We start from the raw sequence: 18,710 nt of genomic DNA, 5'->3' as shown, positions 1-18,710 counted from the left end.
CGCGTTAATTTTCGATTTCTACCCAAATTTCCGCATTGGCGGCATTTGCTTTGTGATAATCGTGAGGGTTGGTCGCTTCGACGATTTCATAGTATCCCCAGAAGTCGGGATCCAAGTCGGCGAATCGACGGAGTGCCGAGGGATTGCCGAGTTCCGTATGCAATCCGACGTCGTCTACCCAGCGATTATACAAGGCGTTTAGGATTTTCGCGGCCTCTGCGCGCGTAATGTTTGCATTCGGCCGGAATGATCCATAGGGATAGCCTTCGATTCGACGGTTTCCGTAGGCTTGATCGATGGCAGATTCGCCCCAGTGCCCTTTCACGTCTTCGAAAGGTGCTTTGGCGGCATTCGGCGTATCGATGGTTTTGATCATCTGCGCGAATTCCGCCCGGGTGATTCTTCCGCCGGGGTTGAAGCTGCCGTCCGGATATCCCTTCATATACCCGGCTTTTGTAACTGCGTTTATAACGCCGTTGTACCATCCGCCGGGTGTATCGACAAATGCAGGTTTCGTCGTATCGTCGAGGGAAAGCCCTTCGAGTCGGGCGATCATGGCGGCCGCTTCGGCGCGCGTTACGTTCCCGTTGGGCTGTACGGTGCCGTCAGGATATCCGAAGATATAGGCGTTGTGATGTTTAATCTCTACCTTCTCTTCATTACCGGGGGCAGGAGGCGCCGGAATCCAACCGCCGGGAAGCCAGGGGCGACCGGTCGCTTTGCCTTCGGCCGTTTGCCGGAGTGTTTCGCTCGATGCTTTGCCCGCTTCTCTTTGCACGATTTCGAAAACATCGCCTTCTCGCGCGGGATCGATGGGAACGGACCAAGTGCCGTCGGGACGAACTGTGGTTTGTGCCGCACGGCCGTCGGGCAAGGTTATGAGGATTTCTGCGCCGGGTACACCGGTTCCGCGAATTTCTGTGTCGCCGATTTCGATCGGTCGCACGGAGGGCGTTTGCGAAACGCCGGGATCCGGCTTTTCACTCTTTTGTACGGTTTTCGTGTTTGCCGTCGAAATCTTGCCGGTGGCGCTGTCGGTGACGGTGACTTTGACGTCGCCGTCTGCGGTCAGTTTCGCCGGATCGACGGGCATTTGCAGTTGTCCGTTTTCTTCCGGAACAACTTTTCCGTCGTCGGTCTTCCATTCGCCCGTGGCCGGGTCTTTGGTGGCGGTTACAGTGCTGCCATCCGGCAGGGTGACGGTGATCTTGTCGCCGTCCGTCGGTACGGTTACAGTGACCGCTTTGTCCCCTTCTTTGATGTCGCCGACGACGGGTTTTGTCGGGACGTCGACGGGAGTAATCTTCAACGGATCAGTCGTTGCTTCTTTTTGGGTATCTCCGCTTCCGATAGAAACCGTGACGGGTTTCTGATTGTTTTCCATCTTCAGACCTGTACCGTTTTTCGGATCGGTCGTTATGCCATAGTCTGCAAAGTCGGCAAACGGAACTTCCTGTTGGTTGCCGTAAACGTCGGTCAAGGTGACGACGAGGCCACTCAGGTCGAGTTTGTCCCCTTCTTTGTATGCCAGATTTTCAGGCTGCGCAGTTATGGTTATCTTTTCAATTTGGTTTTTGTCAAAGGGCAGTTTGTCATATTGCGCCGTGATGGTGGTTGCTTCCGCAAAGGTGCCGGTTAGCGATCTATCCCACGCTTCCGATCCTTCTTTTTGCGTGTATCCTGCATTTGGCGTTACCGCCGGGGCGATTAGGGTGACTTCTTGCTCGGGATTTACCCAGTAGGTGATGGTTTCACCATCGGCAATCGTTCCGTTCTCGCCCGCACTGAAGGTAACGGATACGTAGTTTTCCGGTACGTTCGGTTTGGCTTCGCCGGGTTTCTGCGCCACGACGTCAGCAGGCGCGGTGTATTGCGCCGTGATGGTGGTCGCTTTCGCAAAGGTGCCGGTTAGCGATTTATCCCACGCTTCCGATCCTTCTTTTTGCGTGTATCCCGCATTCGCCGTTACCGCCGGGGCGATTAGGGTGACTTCTTGCTCGGGATTTACCCAGTAGGTGATGGTTTCACCATCGGCAATCGTTCCGTTCTCGCTCGCACTGAAGGTAACGGATACGTAGTTTTCCGGTACGTTCGGTTTGGCTTCGCCGGGTTTCTGCGCCACGACGTCAGCAGGCGCGGTGTATTGCGCCGTGATGGTGGTCGCTTTCGCAAAGGTGCCGGTTAGCGGTTTATCCCACGCTTCCGATCCTTCTTTTTGCGTGTATCCCGCATTCGCCGTTACTGTCGGGGCCGTTAGGGTGACTTCTTGCTCGGGATTTACCCAGTAGGTGATGGTTTCACCATCGGCAATCGTTCCGTTCTCGCCCGCACTGAAGGTAACGGATACGTAGTTTTCCGGTACGTTCGGTTTGGCTTCGCCGGGTTTCTGCGCCACGACGTCGGCTGTCAATACATATTTCGCGATATGATTTACTGAAGACGGATAAGAATCTTGAATCGGGTAAGACCACTTACTAAAGGCGTAGCCGGGATTGGGAATTACAGTGGGTGCTTTTATTTGTACATTCTTCGCTAACGGATTTACCCAATAGATGCTAATTTCACCTTCGGGTATGCTCCCGTCTTTATCCGCCGAAAACTTGACGCGCACATGGTTCTTCGGAACATTCGGTCTTTCATCACCCAATTGTGGAACAACATCGGCCGTCAATACATATTTCGCAACAAATTCCCGATTGGATTCCAATTTCTCGGTATCTGCAGGCAATGTCGGTTCCCACCGATCAAATCTCTGCGTATCGTCTTTGTACTGTGCCTCGGGAACCGCTACGCCGGCTTTCACGGCATCTGCCCAGGTCGTACCCTCTTTAACGTCATACGCTTTTTGCACCCCGAGATCGGTATCCGGGAATTGTCCGTCTTGGGTCGGATCAAAGGCTATACGCACATAGCCGGCCGGTGCTTTCAATTTCGGATCGGCTTCGTAGGCGGTGCGGTTTTCTTTGTACTGAGCGGTATAGGTTTGAGCCGCTACCGTATCCCCGTCCGCAGGAAGCGACCACACATTGTTCTCTGTCGTGTCCGGGCGTTCCTCCCAATTGGGCGCCTCTATGGCTGCGAATACGTTTGCAGGAATAATACTCAATAGCATTGCAAACGCCAGCAATAGCGCCGGAAATTTTGCCTTCAAAAATTGCATATCTACCTCCTATTCAAATACCGAAAATGGGATCACTCGCACGAACGAAGCCGCACTTTTTTACGATAAAGTGCAGTACTCTCGATTTTGCGCATACTCTCCTATATTCATAAATACCACATATTCATTAGAATTTATGCTATATTACATGTTCCTTACGAATTTTTCACTATTTTTAGATTCAATCGCCGGCTTGCCATCCTATTCCTAGAAATTCTATCTTGCAAAAAATTTCTCCACCATAATTTATGAGAACGATTTTATCATTCCCGTGAAAAATGCCGAGCGAAACCGCCCAGCATATACATAGCCTCAAGTCCCCAACGAAAAGATCACCACCATGGTGAGCACCATAGCAAGGATGGTGCACAGAAAGGTCGCTATCAGATAAGGCAAGAATTTCAACCGCAGATGCTTTTGCACGCTCATTAGCATCAATCCGCCCACGGGGGAATAAATAGAGCAAAAAAAGAAATAGACAAGCATTAAATCTCCCTCTGTCTTGGCCAAATACATCAATATGGCGAAGGACATCAGTAGTACCGCCATGGAATGTTTTAGAAAGGCTTTTAATTGCATGGCCACCTCCTACGATATATATTCCCTTTTTGTGGAAAATGGATCGCCCCATTAAAAAACCGGCCCGAGCGCGCACCCGGGCCGGTTTTTACTCCGATTCCTCTTACTCTTCGATGGCATTGGCGAGGCAGGCGATCATCGCCTCTTTGGCGGCTTCTTCCGCGTGTTCGGGCACCGCGCCGGAAATGGCGTGGGACACGCCGTCGGGCCCCACGGCAAATACCTCGGGGCACAGACGCTGGCACAGCCCGCAGCCGATGCCGTTTTCGTTTACGCGATATTGCATGGCGCGGCTACTGATCGGACGGTTTGACGACGATCAAGAGCATCTTAAACCGCGCTTTGGCGCGCACGGCGTGGGGATGCCCCGCCGGCATCAAAATGGCGTCGCCTTCTTCTACCACAGACGCTTCGCCGTCGATGGCAATTTCGCCCGTGCCGTCCAGGCAGAGCACCAAGGCGTCGCCGTCGGAGACGTGGGTCGAAATCTCTTCGCCGGCATCGAAGGAAAATAAAGTGAGGGAGATGCCGTCGTTTTGGGCGATGGTCTTCGAAACCACCTGCCCTTCTTGGTAGCTGACCTGCTCCTTTAGGGAGAGGGCGGTCGCTTTTTCTATATTTTTCATGATTTCGTGCATACCAAAACCTCCTTGCACTCGAAACACTTGTCTTCATTTACAAATCTTACTATACTGAATGGGAAAAGTATGTTGTTCTAACAACGGAAAGGGAGAAAAGATGGACACCGCATTTTTAACCGAAACCGAACTCTTTGCCGGCATTCGCCCGGACGAAATGGACCGGCTGCTTGTGTGCCTCTCCGCCACGCGGCGGCAGTATAAAAAAGGCGATACGATTTTTTCCGCCGGCACACGGCTGACGGAGATCGGCCTGGTGCTCACGGGGAGCGTGCACGTGATCATAAACTATTTTTGGGGCGACGCCAATATTTTCGGCCACGTGGAAGAAGGCGAGATCTTCGGTGAGGCCTATGCCGCCCTGCACAAAGAAACCCTGACCGAAGTGGTGGCGGCGGAAGACGCCGAGATTCTGTTTTTGAATATGCACAAAATTCTCACCACTTGCGAGCAGTCCTGCGCCTTTCACCACCGGCTGATCTACAATATCGTCGGCATCTCCGCCCGCAAAAACCTCGCACTCTCCGCCCGCATGGTGCATATCGCGCCCAAGTCGATCCGCGACCGCGTGTTCGCCTATCTTTCGCAGCAGGCGCTCGAGGCGAGCGATCGCGAGTTTTCGATTCCCTTTTCGCGCCAAGAACTCGCCGATTACCTGGGCGTCAACCGCTCCGCCCTCTCGGCGGAACTCTCCCGCATGCAAAAGGACGGAAAGATCGCCTTTCACAAAAACCGCTTTCGTCTGCTCGAAGGCCCCGCGCCCTACTAGGCGGGCGTTGTTCCCCCTTTGCGGAGAGGGCGCGCTTCGTCGTCGGTGAGATCGCGAACGGTCTCCATAGTACCCAGATAGCGATCGCCGTCGCGCACGGCCATATAGCGCACTTCGACCTTGCGACCGGCCTTTTCGGTACGCACGGTCACCTCGTCCTTGGCCCCGCTCTTAAAATCGGCGATCATTTTGCGCACCACCGGCTCGATTTTGGGCGGGTGGCAACTATACACCGATCGGCCCAGCGCCATCGATGGGCGGTGGAAAATCTTGGGGCCGTCGTTAAAATAGCGGTTCGTGTCCTCGGCATCGATAAAAGTGATCTCGAGGGGCAGGGTGTTGAGCAGCGCAGAAATCTCTTCGGGCTTCACGGAACCGCCGGAAAGAGCGATGCGCCCACCGGTATCGGGCGCGTTTTTCGGCGCGGATTCCCCCGCTTCCCACCGCGCGCTCGACACGCCGAACGCTTCGGGATATGCCTTCATATCTCGGTAGATGCCCCGCCAATCGGCATCGGTAAAGTGCTCGGCGCATACGGGAAAGAGGATGTTTTCTTCTTTGTAGATCATCTCTTCCATGCGTGCAAAGAGCGGCATGAGTTCCGCCGCACTGTCTTCGCCTTGGAGGTGCCGCAGCGCCTTTCGCAGCTCCCCGTCCACCGTCCACATGACATTCGAGGGACCGGAAACGCCGTACGCCGCTTTCAAATGGGGGTACAGGAGATCGCCCTTCTTGGCGTAGTGGATCGACACATCGGCAATGGCGTCCACGTACTCTTTCACGCCTTCGTTGCGATTCAGGGCATCCTTCGCCCCTTGCAGCAATTTCTCCAACGCCCGGTTTTCTTGTCGCAGCGTATGGAGCGGATGCCCCACCATCGCATACAAATGACGCGCGCGCTCACCTTCTGCGGGCGCTTTTTGATTGCGAACAGATTCCGCCACTGCGGTTTCGGCGGCGGCGATCCGCTCTTCCCTCGTGGCCCCGTGAAAGAGCGCCGAATGCAGATCGCACAGACGTTGCACCTCCTCCAAAGGCGTGCCCTCTGCGAGCATCGCCTGCTCCGCTTCCATAATTTCGGAGGCGGCCACATCTTCAAACGCCGCGGCAAAATCCCTTCGCACCCGCTCCAAATCCTCGCCCGCACCCAGACGCGCGAGATACGACTTCAGCTGCGCAACGCGAGACGGCGCTGCCTCGCCCTTTCCTGCCACCGGCTCGAACCCGCTTTTTCGGAGCGCAGCGCGCACCGCATCCATCGGGATCCCCTTTGCCTTCGCACCCTTTTCGATCGTCATTATCTTCCCCACCGTGTGCCGAAGGGCCTTCTTTTTGATCTCGCCAAAGCCCAGATCGGCGAGCACGCCGATCAGTTCGGGATATTCTTTCGTCAATGTGTATATCGAAGTATTCAAATTTATTTGTTGCATATTCCTTGCTCCTTTCATTGTTGGTATCAGTATACGACGGGAGGAGCAAAGAATATGTTGGTATGACAACGAAATGAATCTTTGCATGAAAAAAGACGCGCCTAGCGCGTCTTTTCTTTTCCCTTCTATCCCTTACTTATTTCGAAGCAGGGCAATGCCGCCGGCGAATAGGCCGATGCCGAGCATGGTGACGGCATTTTCGGGTTTTACTTTTCCCAGAATCCCCAGCACGGTGACGGCGATTCCCATAGCCATGCACACCGCCTTAAAGATCAGGGTAATGATCTCGTCGATGTCTCTGTCTTTTTGAACGGTCTTGACTTCTTTTCCTTGCATAAGCTCCTCCACAGACATGCCCAGCACCTCCGCCAGTTTCGGTATGGATTGGGTATCGGGGACGGAAAGGTTCCGCTCCCATTTGGACACGGCTTTGTCGGTAACGCCCATTTTTTCTGCCAAATCCCATTGGGTCATCTGCAGTTGTTTGCGCTTTGCGGCAATCAGCGTGCCCATATTCTCTCTATCCATAATCTGCTCCTTCCTCTGTACTACGATTGTATTGTACTTGCGCCGACGGGTTTTCGGCAACCGACCGTCGGTCCGATCGCCTCGACCTTCGGTTTACCCGGGAATTCCTCCGGGTTCGAAGGCAGAAACGGCGGTATTTCGCCATCGGGTGTTTGCCTTTTTTTGCTCTTTGTGCCCACAAGTTCTCGCCCCGGTGTTACAATAGGCAGTATCTCGAAGCGCCTCGATAAGAATGGGTAAGGATAAATGAGGGAATTTGTACTTATAGTATAACCGTATATTAGAAAGGTTTTGCTATGAAAACATCGAATGCAATTTTGCGGCGCGATTTTCACCGCCTGCGTCACAATGTGGCGGCGCTATTGGTACTTGCCGGCATCTGTTTGTTGCCGTCTTTGTATGCATGGTTCAATATCGGCGCCAATATGGACCCATACGGGAACATCGACCGCGTAAAAATCGCCGTCGTCGATCTCGACCGTCCCGTAGAATACGGCGAACGGCAGGTCGACGTGGGAAAAACCGTACTCGAAAATTTAAAGAAGAACGACCAGTTAGGCTGGACCTTTGTCGACGAAAACCGGGCGATCGGAGGTGTGCGTTCCGGTGCCTATTACGCCGCCATTGTGATTCCCGAGGACTTTTCGGCGTCGTTTCTTTCGATTGTAAAGGGCGAGGAGATCCAATTCCCCACCCTAAATTACTATGTAAACGAAAAGAAAAATGCCATCGCCCCCAAGATTACATCGAGCGGCTTAGAAGCATTGGAAGAACAGATAAACAGCAATTTCGTAGCCACCACCTCCGAAATCCTCGCCGATGAACTGGCGAAGTTGAGCGGGGATTTTATCGCCACCGGCGAGGTGCAAAAGGATTCTGCCCTACATGCTTTAACGCAGGTACAGTGGAATGTCGCTGCATATGGCGAATCGCTTCGCAATATGGACGAGAAACTCGCCCGCATGGATTCTATGACTGCCGCGGTACGCGCCGACATTGCAGGACTCGATGCCGCCGTAAAAAAGGGGCAGATTTCCCTCGCCGAAAGTCGCACACTCCTCGAAAATATCCGCCGGGAAAGCGAGAACGTCCTCGCCGCCTATGATGACATTGTAGAGGATATAAATGCCATGGCGAACGTCGGCAATGCCTATACCGGTCGAAAGTACACCGCCTTGGACGGAGAGTTGGGACGGATAGAAAACCGGTTTTCCATCGGATTGCAGAATTTTCAAGAAATAAACGCACTCAACCGGTCGATTTTAGGCGATCTGGAATCGATCGATCCCCTACCCGCAGAAAGCAAACCGTTGAACGTATTGGAACAGTGGCAGAATATCAACGCACGAAACGGGACCATTTTGGCCGACATCGAAAAACAAAGCGAATTGCTCGACGATGCCCTCGGCGAATTGGACCGAAGTCATGGCGCCATACAAAAGCGCCTGCGGACGGTTTCCGACGAGAACAACGCGACCCGCGATAAGGTGGGCGCAAATGTGCGGCTGCTTTTGGAGCAGAATTTCGATATGCTGAATCGAGTCAACGCGCGCTTTTCGGGCACGCTGTCGTCCATGCCGCTGTTGCTCGACGAATTCGACCAAGTGCTGGAAGAGATGGAATATCTCACTAAAGAATCTCGGAATACCGTCGCCGCGGGTCTCGAGAGCCTCGCTTCGGCGGAGGCGGGCATAGAGGGTCTGCGCACCGATCTCGCCCAGCTGGGGCGCGGTCCACTTTACGAAAAGTTGCTCTCTCTTCCGAATATCGATGCCAAGCGGTTCTCCGCCTTTATGGGCGATCCGGTCGTCATCGAAGAGCATACGATCTATAAGAGCGATAACTACGGCAGCGCCATGGCGCCATTTTTCACGGATCTGGCCCTGTGGGTCGGCGGCATGATTTTGATCTCGATTCTAAAAATCGACGTCGACAAAGACGAAGAGATTGCCGACTTCACCGCTGCCGATGCCTTTTTGGGCCGGTGGAAGTTGTTTGTGATCCTGGGACAAATCCAGGCACTGGTGGTTTCTGTAGGCGATTTGTGGCTCCTTAAGGTGCAATGCGTCCATCCTGTGCTCTTTGTCCTCACCACGCTTATCTCTTCATTCGCCTATGTATCGATTATCTACGCCCTTACCGTCACCTTTCGCAATATCGGTAAGGCGATGGCGGTGATTCTCCTCATTCTGCAGATCCCCGGTTCCTCGGGCACCTATCCCATCGAGATGATGTCGAACTTCTTCCGTTCGCTGTATCCATTTTTGCCCTTTCATTACGGCATCGACGGCCTGCGCGAAACCATGCTCGGCATTTATACGCCGCACTTTTTACAGGATTGGGGCATACTCATCTCTTACGTGCCCCTTTCGTTTCTACTGGGAATCTACGGCCCCAAGCTGCTCCGGAGCGTAAGCCGAACCTTTGATGCAAAGCTCGCCGAAAGCGAACTGATCCACGCGGAATATCCACACGAAAAAGAACCCATCCGCGGCGATTTTATCCTCGCGCTCCTCGCCGGCGACGAGGCAGAAAAAGAGAAAATCCGTCAAAAACACGCACGCTTCTTCCATCGTTACGAGCGCAAAAAGACACTTGCGTTTCTTTCGATTTTCGCGATCCCCCTGGTTTTTCTAGTGCTCATGTTCAGTATGGAATCGAAGATCCGCTATTTGGTGATTTGGGTCGTCACCATTATTCTCCTCGCCATCTATCTGATCGTGTTGGAGCTACGCCGCTTTCGGTATCGGCGACAACAACGACTCATGGCCATGGACGAAGACGAATTGCTGCTATATGTGAAAGGGAACGACGCCTATGAAGATGATTTTTAATCACATAAAAGAGGATTTTATGCGCCTCAAAGACAACAGCATCGTCCTGGTGGTCGTGTTGGGCGTCAGCCTAATCCCCTGTCTTTATGCCTGGTTCAACATCGCCGCCTCCTGGGATCCCTATACGGAAACCGCGGGAATCCGAGTCGCAATCGCAAACGAGGACGAAGGCTACACCCCCGCCTTCGTGCCCGCCCGCGTCAATATCGGCGAAAAGATCAAGCTGAATCTCGGCGTCAACGATCAGATGGACTGGACCTTCACCGACAAAGATGAGGCCATTGCCGGGGTAAAAAGCGGCAAATACTACGCCGCCATCGTCATCCCTGCCGATTTTAGCCAAAAAATGTTCTCGTTCCTTTCCCCCGAGGCCGAAGCGCCGTCGCTTTTATATTACGGCAACGAAAAGAAAAACGCCATCGCGCCCAAAGTCACCGGCAAGGGCGCCGGCGCCGTCACCGATATGGTAAAAGAAACATTTACCAAGACCCTCTACGCCACCTCCTTCGACAGCATCCTTTCTTTTTCCGACCAAGTGCGCGCCTCAAACGAAGACGATGTGCTCGCCACATTAAGGGAACGGCTGCAAAAAACGTCGAATTCGCTGAGCGGACAAATCTCCACCCTTCGCGCCTTTCAGAGCCTCGCCCGCTCCTCTTCGAATGTGATGGCGACGGCCGACGGCTTTATGGAAATCTCATCCGATACCGTAACGGGCGCTATGCACGATTTGAAGAGCGGACGCGAAAACTTGAAACAGACAGAGGCATCCCTTGCGCCCTTAAACGACGCCTTAAAACAAAGCGTCGACCAAAACCTCGACTACTTAGACCGACTTTCTAGCGACGTAGATGACGCCTTTGTCCGCGCGGACGACAATATGGCGCAATCCATCGCCGCCACCGAGTCGCTAGTGCAGACCCTCACACAGGATGTCGAGGACAAACGCCATGTGCAGGACAAACTGACAGAATTTAACGAGGCGCTCCCCGCACCGCTTACGGGCCTCGATGCGGCAAATGCAAAAATCGAGCGGAGCATCGCCTTCGAAGAATCCATGATTTCAACCCTGCGCACCGCGACGGAAAAAAAGAATCTGACCCGAGAAGAAGCCGACGCCCTACAGGAAAAATTTGCATCCTTACAAAAGAAGAATCGCGAAAACCTCGAAGCGCTCCGCGGCGACTTTTCCAACGGCGTCATGGGGCGATTTGCGCGCGTAAAAAGCGACCTCGACGAAACGCGTGGCAATCTCGAGGACGCCTGGCAGAGCGCCGATGCCGCCACCGCACAAGTGGCCGCTCTTTCCGCCGATATACAAAACGACCTCGGGCGGCTGAACGCAAATATGGACGCGTCGGTACAACTGCTCGACAACGCAAAGCGCAGCGTCGACGGACTCTACTCGCGCACCATGGAGGTAGAAAACGCGCCCGAATCGGAAAAACTCGATCGCCTTTTGGCACAGGATTCCGATACGGTGAGCCGGTTCCTCTCCCGCCCCGTTCAAACCGCGGTACACCGGGTTTATCCCGTCGAAAATTACGGCTCCGCCATGGCCGCTTTCTACTCCACCCTCTCCCTATGGGTCGGTGCCGTTATACAAGTCGCGCTGATCCATGTGGAAACGCCCGATTCTTATCGTAAAAAATACGGCAAATTCAAGCCCTATCAAACCTACTTCGGTCGGCTGGGCCTCTTCCTTTTTATCTCCTTCGTTCAAAGCAGCCTTATCGCCCTGGGAGACCTCTACTTCCTCGGCATTCAATGCCCCCACCCCTTCCACTTTCTGCTTGCCGGCTGGGTGTCGGGATTCATTTTCACCATACTCATCTACACCCTCACCATCTCCTTCGGCGACATCGGAAAAGCCCTTTGTGTCGTACTCATGGTCGTCCAAGTTGCGGGTTCCGGCGGCACCTTCCCCATCGATGTGGCGCCGCCCTTCTTCCGCCGTATCTATCCCTTTCTGCCCTTTGTGCACAGCATGAACGCTATGAAAGAAGCCATCGGCGGCTTTTACAAAAATACTTTTTGGCGCGAACTCCTTCTGCTACAAAACTACCTGGCCGGCGCCCTCCTTTTGGGCCTCGTACTGCGAAAACCCGTTATGCGACTAAACACCGCCTTTTCGGAAAAATTGGAAGATACAAAAATCATGTGAATGCAACCCTTCCCCTGGCGGAGGGGTTTTTTCTTCCGCCAAAAATTATACGCGCCTATTGTCCTGAGCGAGATTTCGTTTCGCGTCGAAGAATCTCGTTCCCTAGAAAAAGACTGCGAAGAAGTCGAGGCCGAGACGCGCAACCATCCCTACTACGTCAAGCAATAAAACACGCCATAGGCATCGTGCAAACAGTCGACCCGCAATAGCCTACTCGAGATCCATTCGACTTCGCTTCGCTCCGCTCAGGATGACAGTGTTTTTGTCACGCCCCTCCTATCATTCTGAGCGAGGAATTTATTCCGAGTCGAAGAATCTCGTTCCCTAGAAAAAGTCCGCGAAGAAGTCGAGGCCGAGACGCGCAACCATCCCTACTACGTCAAGCAATAAAACACGCCATAGGCATCGTGCAAACAGTCGACCCGCAATAGCCTACTCGAGATCCATTCGACTTCGCTTCGCTCCGCTCAGGATGACAGTGTTTTTGTCACGCTCCCCTGTCATTCTGAGCGAGGAACTCTGTTCCGAGTCGAAGAATCTCGTTCCCTAGAAAAAGTCCGCGAAGAAGCCTAGGCCAAACGCACGATCATCCCTATTGCGCAGGCAATAAAACACGCCATAGACATCGTACAAACAGTCAACCCACAACAGCAAACTCAAGATCCTTCGACTTCGCTCAGGAGTAGCTGGTATAATGATTTTAGACACGGCCTTAGTTACCTCAGCAAAGGAGGAGACATATGTCGAAAGGAAGCAGAAGAGTTTTCACAAAAGAATTCAAACTCGATATCGTGGAAAAGAAGCTGTCAAATATCTACTCCACGAAAGAAATCTGTGAGATTTATGATCTGAACCGACAGACTGTATGGCGTTGGGTAAAGGAATTTAAGAAAAACGGTCCGCTTGCTTTTGATTCCAAAGCAGTTGTTCCCGGGAATGAGCTCAAAGCATTGAAAAAAGAAATCGAAGAACTCAAAATGGAGAACGAAATCTTAAAAAAAGCCGAAGCATACTTTGCGCGCCGACAACAGACAAAATAAACTTTGCCATTGTCCATTTATGCCAATATCCGTTGCGTAAAGTATGCGAAATCATAAAAATCCCCCGATCTTCTTACTATTATCGTTTGAAACATCCCCTGAAGCCCCTATATTCCAAAGAAGAGATGCGTCCGGTGATAGAGGCATTTCATCGCCATCACGGGTCTTTTGGTCGTAGACATTTAAAAAAGATCTTGGAAAAGGAAGATTGCCACTATTCGGAATGGAAAATTTCCCGTATTCTGAAAATGAATGGCTTGCAAGCAAAATACGGCAGGAAGAAAATCCACAATGTCCACACAAGTCCCCATACAAAGCGCTATATTCAGGAAAATCTGTACGCCAAACTTTCTTCGCAGGAAAAGAAGCAAGAAATTTGGTCCACCGATTTTACGGAAATAAAAGTGGAAAACAAAACGTATTACGTTTGTGGCATTCTTTCGATACAATCGAAAGTCTTGGTGGGATATGCGAAATCCTCGAAGAACAATACAGCGGTGGCACTGGAAGCATTAAACGATGCCCTCGAACGCTATGAAAAACCGTATATGATCCTTACGGATCGAGGAAGTCCGTTTGTGAGCAAGAACTTTCATCGGACATTAGAAGAAAATGGAATCCTCCATTCCATGTCCCGGCCGCATCGGCCCGCTGATAACATCTTTATTGAGACCTTTTGGCAGACGATGAAAGTGGAGATGGGAAAGATATCCGCCTTCACCAAAAACCAAGTGGATATGATGTTCGATTATTACTTTTATTACTACAATCATCTGCGTCCCCACTCCTCGATTGGATACAAGACGCCGATGGAAGAATGGAACGCACGTCACTAAAAGTTGGAAAAGTTTGTCCAAAACATTGTACCAATTAAAGGAACCCTGTTCCGAGTCGAAGAATCTCGTTCCCTAGAAAAAGTCCGCGAAGAAGTCGAGGCCGAGACGCACGATCATCCTTATTGCGCAGGCAATAAAACACGCCATAGACATCGTACAAACAGTCAACCCACAACAGCAAACTCAAGATCCTTCGACTTCGCTCAGGATGACAGTGTTTTTGTCACGCTCCCCTGTCATTCTGAGCGAGGAATTTATTCCAAGTCGAAGAATCTCGTTCCCTAGAAAAAGTCCGCGAAGAAGTCGAGGCCGAGACGCGCAACCATCCCTACTACGTCAAGCAATAAAACACGCCATAGGCATCGTGCAAACAGTCGACCCGCAATAGCCTACTCGAGATCCATTCGACTTCGCTTCGCTCCGCTCAGGATGACAGTGTTTTTGTCACGCCCCTCCTGTCATTCTGAGCGAGGAACCCTGTTCCGAGTCGAAGAATCTCGTTCCCTAGAAAAAGTCCGCGAAGAAGTCGAGGCCGAGACGCGCAACCATCCCTACTACGTCAAGCAATAAAACACGCCATAGGCATCGTGCAAACAGTCGACCCGCAATAGCCTACTCGAGATCCATTCGACTTCGCTTCGCTCCGCTCAGGATGACAGTGTTTTTGTCACGCCCCCCCTGTCATTCTGAGCGAGGAACCCTGTTCCGAGTCGAAGAATCTCGTTCCCTAGAAAAAGTCCGCGAAGAAGCCTAGGCCAAACGCACGATCATCCCTATTGCGCAGGCAATAAAACACGCCATAGACATCGTACAAACAGTCAACCCACAACAGCAAACTCAAGATCCTTCGACTTCGCTCAGGATGACAGTGTTTTTGTCACGCCCCTCCTGTCATTCTGAGCGAGGAACCCTGTTCCGAGTCGAAGAATCTCGTTCCCTAGAAAAAGTCTGCATAGAAGCCTAGGCCGAAACGCACGATATGGTCTCTGTTTTAGGCATAAAACACGACATAAGCATCGTGCAAACAGTCGACCCGCAATAGCAAACTCGAGATCTTTCGACTTCGCTCAGGATGACAAGGGAGAGGGTCGCAATAGGTTCCGAAGCGACCCGACTTCTCTCAGGATGACAAAACTTTTGTCACACGCCTATGTTTCCATCACAAACCGTACATACAATTAACCTCCCCATAATCTTTCTATGGAATAATGGTCGAGAAAGTAAGGAGGAATTATGAAAAGAATATGTAATGTAATATTGGTCCTGATTCTCGTCGGGATTTTTTTCTTTTGGAACGGGTCCGAATACGGCGATACGCGCGTCAACCACGAAACCATTACTTTCGTGCGGGCAAAGGTCCTCAAGGTTCTCGAAGACCATCGCGAAGAAAAATATCCCAATCTCTACGTCGGCTCCCAGCGCATTCTCGTGGAGATGGAAGGCGAAAAGTACACCGAACCGCTAGAAATCGTGAATATTCTCTCGACAGAAAGCTCGGTGCCCGTAGAGGCGGGCGATCGGATTATCGTCACCGCCGACGAACCGGAAGGGATCGAACCCTACTACACCGTCTATAACTACGACCGCAGTATGCCGTTGGTGCTGATCCTCATCCTCTTTTTGACGCTGCTGTATTTGGTGGGGCGAAAACAGGGAATGCTCTCGATCTTGGCGCTATTGGTCAGCGTATACATCATTTTTTGCTTGATGATCCCCGCCATCTATATGGGCGCCTCTCCGATTCTGATGGCGGTCCTCACCTGTATTCTCTGTAGCGTTTATTCCACTCTGATTCTATACGGGTACACCACACTTTCGAAGATCAATCTGCTCGCCGTCACCGGCGCATTTCTCGTGGGAGCGGGCATTTTTCTTTTCGTGAGCCGGCTGCTCCACCTCAGCGGCTACCAGATGACGGATGTGGAAGGGCTGCTTTTGATCGCCGACGATACGGGCATGCAGCTGACGGGGCTCTTGTTTGTGGGCGTCGCCGTCGCCGCCTATGGCGCGGCAAAAGACGTCAGCGTCTCGATTTCTTCTGCGCTGGAAGAGATCGCCGAGGTCGATCCCAATGCCGATCGCCACTCTTTGTTTATGGCGGGTATGCGAATGGGTCGAAATATTATCGGCACTATGGTCGACACACTGTTTTTTGCCTTTTTGGGCGGCTCGCTGACAACGATTTTGATCTATATTTCCTACGGCGTCGGGCCGCGGCAGATTATAAACTCCAATCTCCTCGCCGTGGAATTTACCATGAGCATTGTCTCGACCGCGGTACTCATTGTATTGGTGCCGATTACATCGTATATCAGCGCGCGGTATTACGGGAATAAAAATATATTGCATTAAGAAATGTTATTCTCAAGATAACATTTCTCTTACATTGGTACTCTACACTATATTCGGATGATTTGAAGGAATACAAAAAAGGAGCGAATATTTATGAAACATAAGTACATAGTACTGGCGGGACTCGTGGCGGCCACGACCTTTGCCGGCAATTTGGAGTATACAGGCGGAGAACTCGCCATCTCCCCGAAGGCGGTCTATGCGCAAGAGGCCGCGCAGACGGTGCTTTCCGACGACATTATGACCATCGGTGCAAACCCCACCGAACGCTATTTTACCTGGCACGCAAATACCACTGAAGCCGGTGTCTTCACCTTTGCGGAAGTAAAGGACGGTGCGGTACCCGCTGACGGGTTTAAGGGGACGGATCTCACCGCTACCACTGAAAAAACCAACGACACTACCCAAACCGCCAACAAAGTGCACTTAACCGGCCTCAAGCCCAATACCACCTATGCCTTCCAGTACAAAAACGGAGAAACTGCGTCTGAAGTGCAGACCTTTAAGACCGGCGGCACCGACAGCTTCAGCTTTTTCTTGGCAGGCGACCCGCAAATCGGTTCGGGCGGTACAAGTAATGAACCGCAAAACGGACTCCTCGGTTGGGATCGAACCTTAAACTACTTAAAAGAAATCGACCCGGATGCAGACTTCCTACAATCCGCCGGAGACAATGTAAACACCGCATACGATGAAGAGGAGTATCGCGAATTCTTGAATCGCGACGGGTTCAATGGCGTCACCTTTGCCCCGGCCATCGGAAACCACGACAGTTGGAGTCAAGCCTATAATCAACACTTCCAAGTTCCCAATGAAGGCGAACGCGCTTCCGATGCCGGTGGGGATTATTACTACACCTATAACAATACCTTATTCATTGTATTGAACTCTAACGACTGGAGTCTCGCAAAGCAAAAAGCTTTCTTAGAAAATGCAATCGAAGAAACGAAAGATCAGAATATTCGTTGGAAAGTTGTGGTATTCCACCACGCCCCCTATTCCTCTGCCTCTCACTCTACCGACGGCGATATTAAATTAAGGAGAAACGAACTCTCCCCGGTGTTTACCGACCTTAAAATCGACCTCGTACTGAACGGCCACGACCACGTATACGACCGTACCTATATTATGCAGGGAACGGAACCCACCGAAAAAGGCATCGTAAAGGACGGCTATGGCCACGACGTCTATCAAGATCCGGATGGCGTGGTGTATGTTACCGCCAACTCCGCCTCGGGGTCGAAATATTATTATGTTAAAAAGAAATATGATTACGCCAAGGTAACCAATCAAGAATTTCGCCCGAATATTACCCATATTTCGGTTGAGAAAGATAGAATCGCACTAAAGACATATCGTACCGGCGCCAGTACCATGTCGGGATTTTATAGAGCCGCCAAAGATGACCTTTCTATCGTCGATGAATTCAGCATCACAAAAACCCCGGCGCCCCTTTCCGAACTCAAAGTCGATTTTGTCATCAAGGATGCCGACAAGACGAAGGGCAGCTTTGTGAAGAACGAAGCCGGCGGCGTCAACAATACCCTCATACTTCCCAGTCCCTACGATGCTTCCAAATTGGCCGAACAAGCGCCCAAGGTAGAAGCGGCAAAGGGCTACACCTTCGTGGGATGGGACAAGGCATTTACCGGCACCCTCACCGAAAATACCGTCTACCATGCGGTATTTGCCCCCGATTCTACATCGGAAACGCCGACAGAACCCGAACGCCCGACCAATCCCGGCTGGGGCGGCGGCATCTTTATGCCCCCGGCAAAGGACGACAAGCCGGTAGATGAAAAACCCGAGGACAAAAAGCCCGTAGAAGACGTAGAGGGCAAATGGTCCGAAGAAGCGGTAAACCGCGTTATCGACCTCGGCCTTATGGATCTGATCGACGGCAAGTTCCGCCCGCTAGTACCCACCGACCGCCTCACCGTGGTAAAGGCGCTCGCCCGCATGCAAAAAATCAATTTGGAGGATTATCGCGGCAAGTCCTTAAAAGACATTGAAGCCGGCTCCGACGAATCCGCCTATATCAACTGGGCGCAAAAATACGGCATTATCAACGGCTATGAAGACGGAACTTTCCGCCCCGATCGCGAAATCACCCGCGAAGAGATCGCAAAGATTTTGATCACCTATGCCAAAGCCTTTGACGTAAAGGGCAAGGAGCTCCCCGCCCTCCGCTTTACCGACGACGGCAGCATCGGCAAATGGGCAAAGGAATATGTAAAAGAAGCCACCGAACGCGGTCTCTTAAAGGGCCACGCCTCCGGCGCCTTCGGTCCCAAGGAGAACTTGAAGCGTCAAGAAGTGGCACAGATCCTCGTAAATATTTTGGATATGTAAAATAGCCAAGGCGTTTCGCTTCCTCCTT

The 18,710-nt window shown here is 51.9% G+C and carries 13 protein-coding genes; 7 read left to right on the top strand and 6 right to left on the bottom strand.

From position 1 onward, the window contains the following. Nucleotides 1-4 precede the first annotated feature (4 nt). From EL294_RS00975 to EL294_RS00960, 4 genes are all read right to left on the bottom strand, one after another. Nucleotides 5-3,160 carry an S-layer homology domain-containing protein gene (locus EL294_RS00975; RefSeq protein ID WP_126464673.1) on the bottom strand — a complete coding sequence of 1,052 codons (3,156 nt, stop codon included), beginning with the start codon at nt 3,158-3,160 and terminating at the stop codon, nt 5-7. A 312-nt stretch (nt 3,161-3,472) separates the two neighbouring features. Further along, complete coding sequence (locus EL294_RS00970) at nt 3,473-3,739, bottom strand: hypothetical protein (protein WP_126464672.1); 267 nt, start codon at nt 3,737-3,739, stop codon at nt 3,473-3,475. 103 nt (nt 3,740-3,842) lie between these two features. Further along, nucleotides 3,843-4,025, bottom strand: coding sequence for a ferredoxin (locus EL294_RS00965; protein ID WP_126464671.1), 183 nt, complete (start codon nt 4,023-4,025; stop codon nt 3,843-3,845). A gap of 7 nt (nt 4,026-4,032) precedes the next feature. Continuing rightward, on the bottom strand, nt 4,033-4,377 hold the full coding sequence (locus EL294_RS00960; protein WP_126464670.1) for a cupin domain-containing protein: 345 nt from the start codon (nt 4,375-4,377) through the stop codon (nt 4,033-4,035). Nucleotides 4,378-4,477: 100 nt separating this feature from the next. Here EL294_RS00960 and EL294_RS00955 point away from each other — a divergent pair, with 100 nt between their 5' ends. Then, complete coding sequence (locus tag EL294_RS00955) at nt 4,478-5,146, top strand: Crp/Fnr family transcriptional regulator (protein WP_126464669.1); 669 nt, start codon at nt 4,478-4,480, stop codon at nt 5,144-5,146. Here the strand turns inward: EL294_RS00955 and EL294_RS00950 are convergent. Further along, nucleotides 5,143-6,576: a DUF438 domain-containing protein gene (locus tag EL294_RS00950; protein WP_126464668.1), complete on the bottom strand. Its 1,434-nt coding sequence runs from the start codon at nt 6,574-6,576 to the stop codon at nt 5,143-5,145. The two genes, EL294_RS00955 and EL294_RS00950, sit on opposite strands and share 4 nt — an antisense overlap. A gap of 132 nt (nt 6,577-6,708) precedes the next feature. Further along, nucleotides 6,709-7,104, bottom strand: a complete 396-nt coding sequence (locus tag EL294_RS00945) for a helix-turn-helix domain-containing protein (RefSeq protein ID WP_126464667.1) — start codon at nt 7,102-7,104, stop codon at nt 6,709-6,711. 296 nt (nt 7,105-7,400) lie between these two features. On the opposite strand from EL294_RS00945, the gene EL294_RS00940 reads away from it, so the two are divergent. The 6 genes from EL294_RS00940 to EL294_RS00915 all read left to right on the top strand — a co-directional run bounded on the left by EL294_RS00940 (nt 7,401) and on the right by EL294_RS00915 (nt 18,682). Next, complete coding sequence (locus EL294_RS00940) at nt 7,401-9,938, top strand: YhgE/Pip domain-containing protein (RefSeq protein ID WP_126464666.1); 2,538 nt, start codon at nt 7,401-7,403, stop codon at nt 9,936-9,938. Nucleotides 9,939-9,957: 19 nt separating this feature from the next. Beyond that, the gene (locus tag EL294_RS00935; protein WP_164715166.1) at nt 9,958-12,102 is read left to right on the top strand and encodes a YhgE/Pip domain-containing protein; all 2,145 of its coding nucleotides are present in this window, start codon (nt 9,958-9,960) and stop codon (nt 12,100-12,102) included. A 740-nt stretch (nt 12,103-12,842) separates the two neighbouring features. Beyond that, a complete protein-coding gene (locus EL294_RS00930) occupies nt 12,843-13,142 on the top strand; it encodes a transposase (protein WP_126464664.1) in 300 nt (99 codons plus the stop codon). Next, nucleotides 13,052-13,978 carry an IS3 family transposase gene (locus EL294_RS00925; RefSeq protein WP_126464663.1) on the top strand — a complete coding sequence of 309 codons (927 nt, stop codon included), beginning with the start codon at nt 13,052-13,054 and terminating at the stop codon, nt 13,976-13,978. Before EL294_RS00930 ends, EL294_RS00925 begins: the two co-directional genes overlap by 91 nt. A gap of 1,233 nt (nt 13,979-15,211) precedes the next feature. Continuing rightward, nucleotides 15,212-16,330, top strand: coding sequence for a YibE/F family protein (locus EL294_RS00920; RefSeq protein ID WP_126464662.1), 1,119 nt, complete (start codon nt 15,212-15,214; stop codon nt 16,328-16,330). A 93-nt stretch (nt 16,331-16,423) separates the two neighbouring features. Then, nucleotides 16,424-18,682, top strand: a complete 2,259-nt coding sequence (locus tag EL294_RS00915) for an S-layer homology domain-containing protein (protein ID WP_126464661.1) — start codon at nt 16,424-16,426, stop codon at nt 18,680-18,682. Nucleotides 18,683-18,710 lie beyond the last annotated feature (28 nt).

It is taken from the genome of Aedoeadaptatus ivorii (genome assembly GCF_900638585.1).
GTDB classification, from domain to species: domain Bacteria; phylum Bacillota; class Clostridia; order Tissierellales; family Peptoniphilaceae; genus Aedoeadaptatus; species Aedoeadaptatus ivorii.
This window is presented reverse-complemented; position numbering and strand designations above follow the sequence as displayed.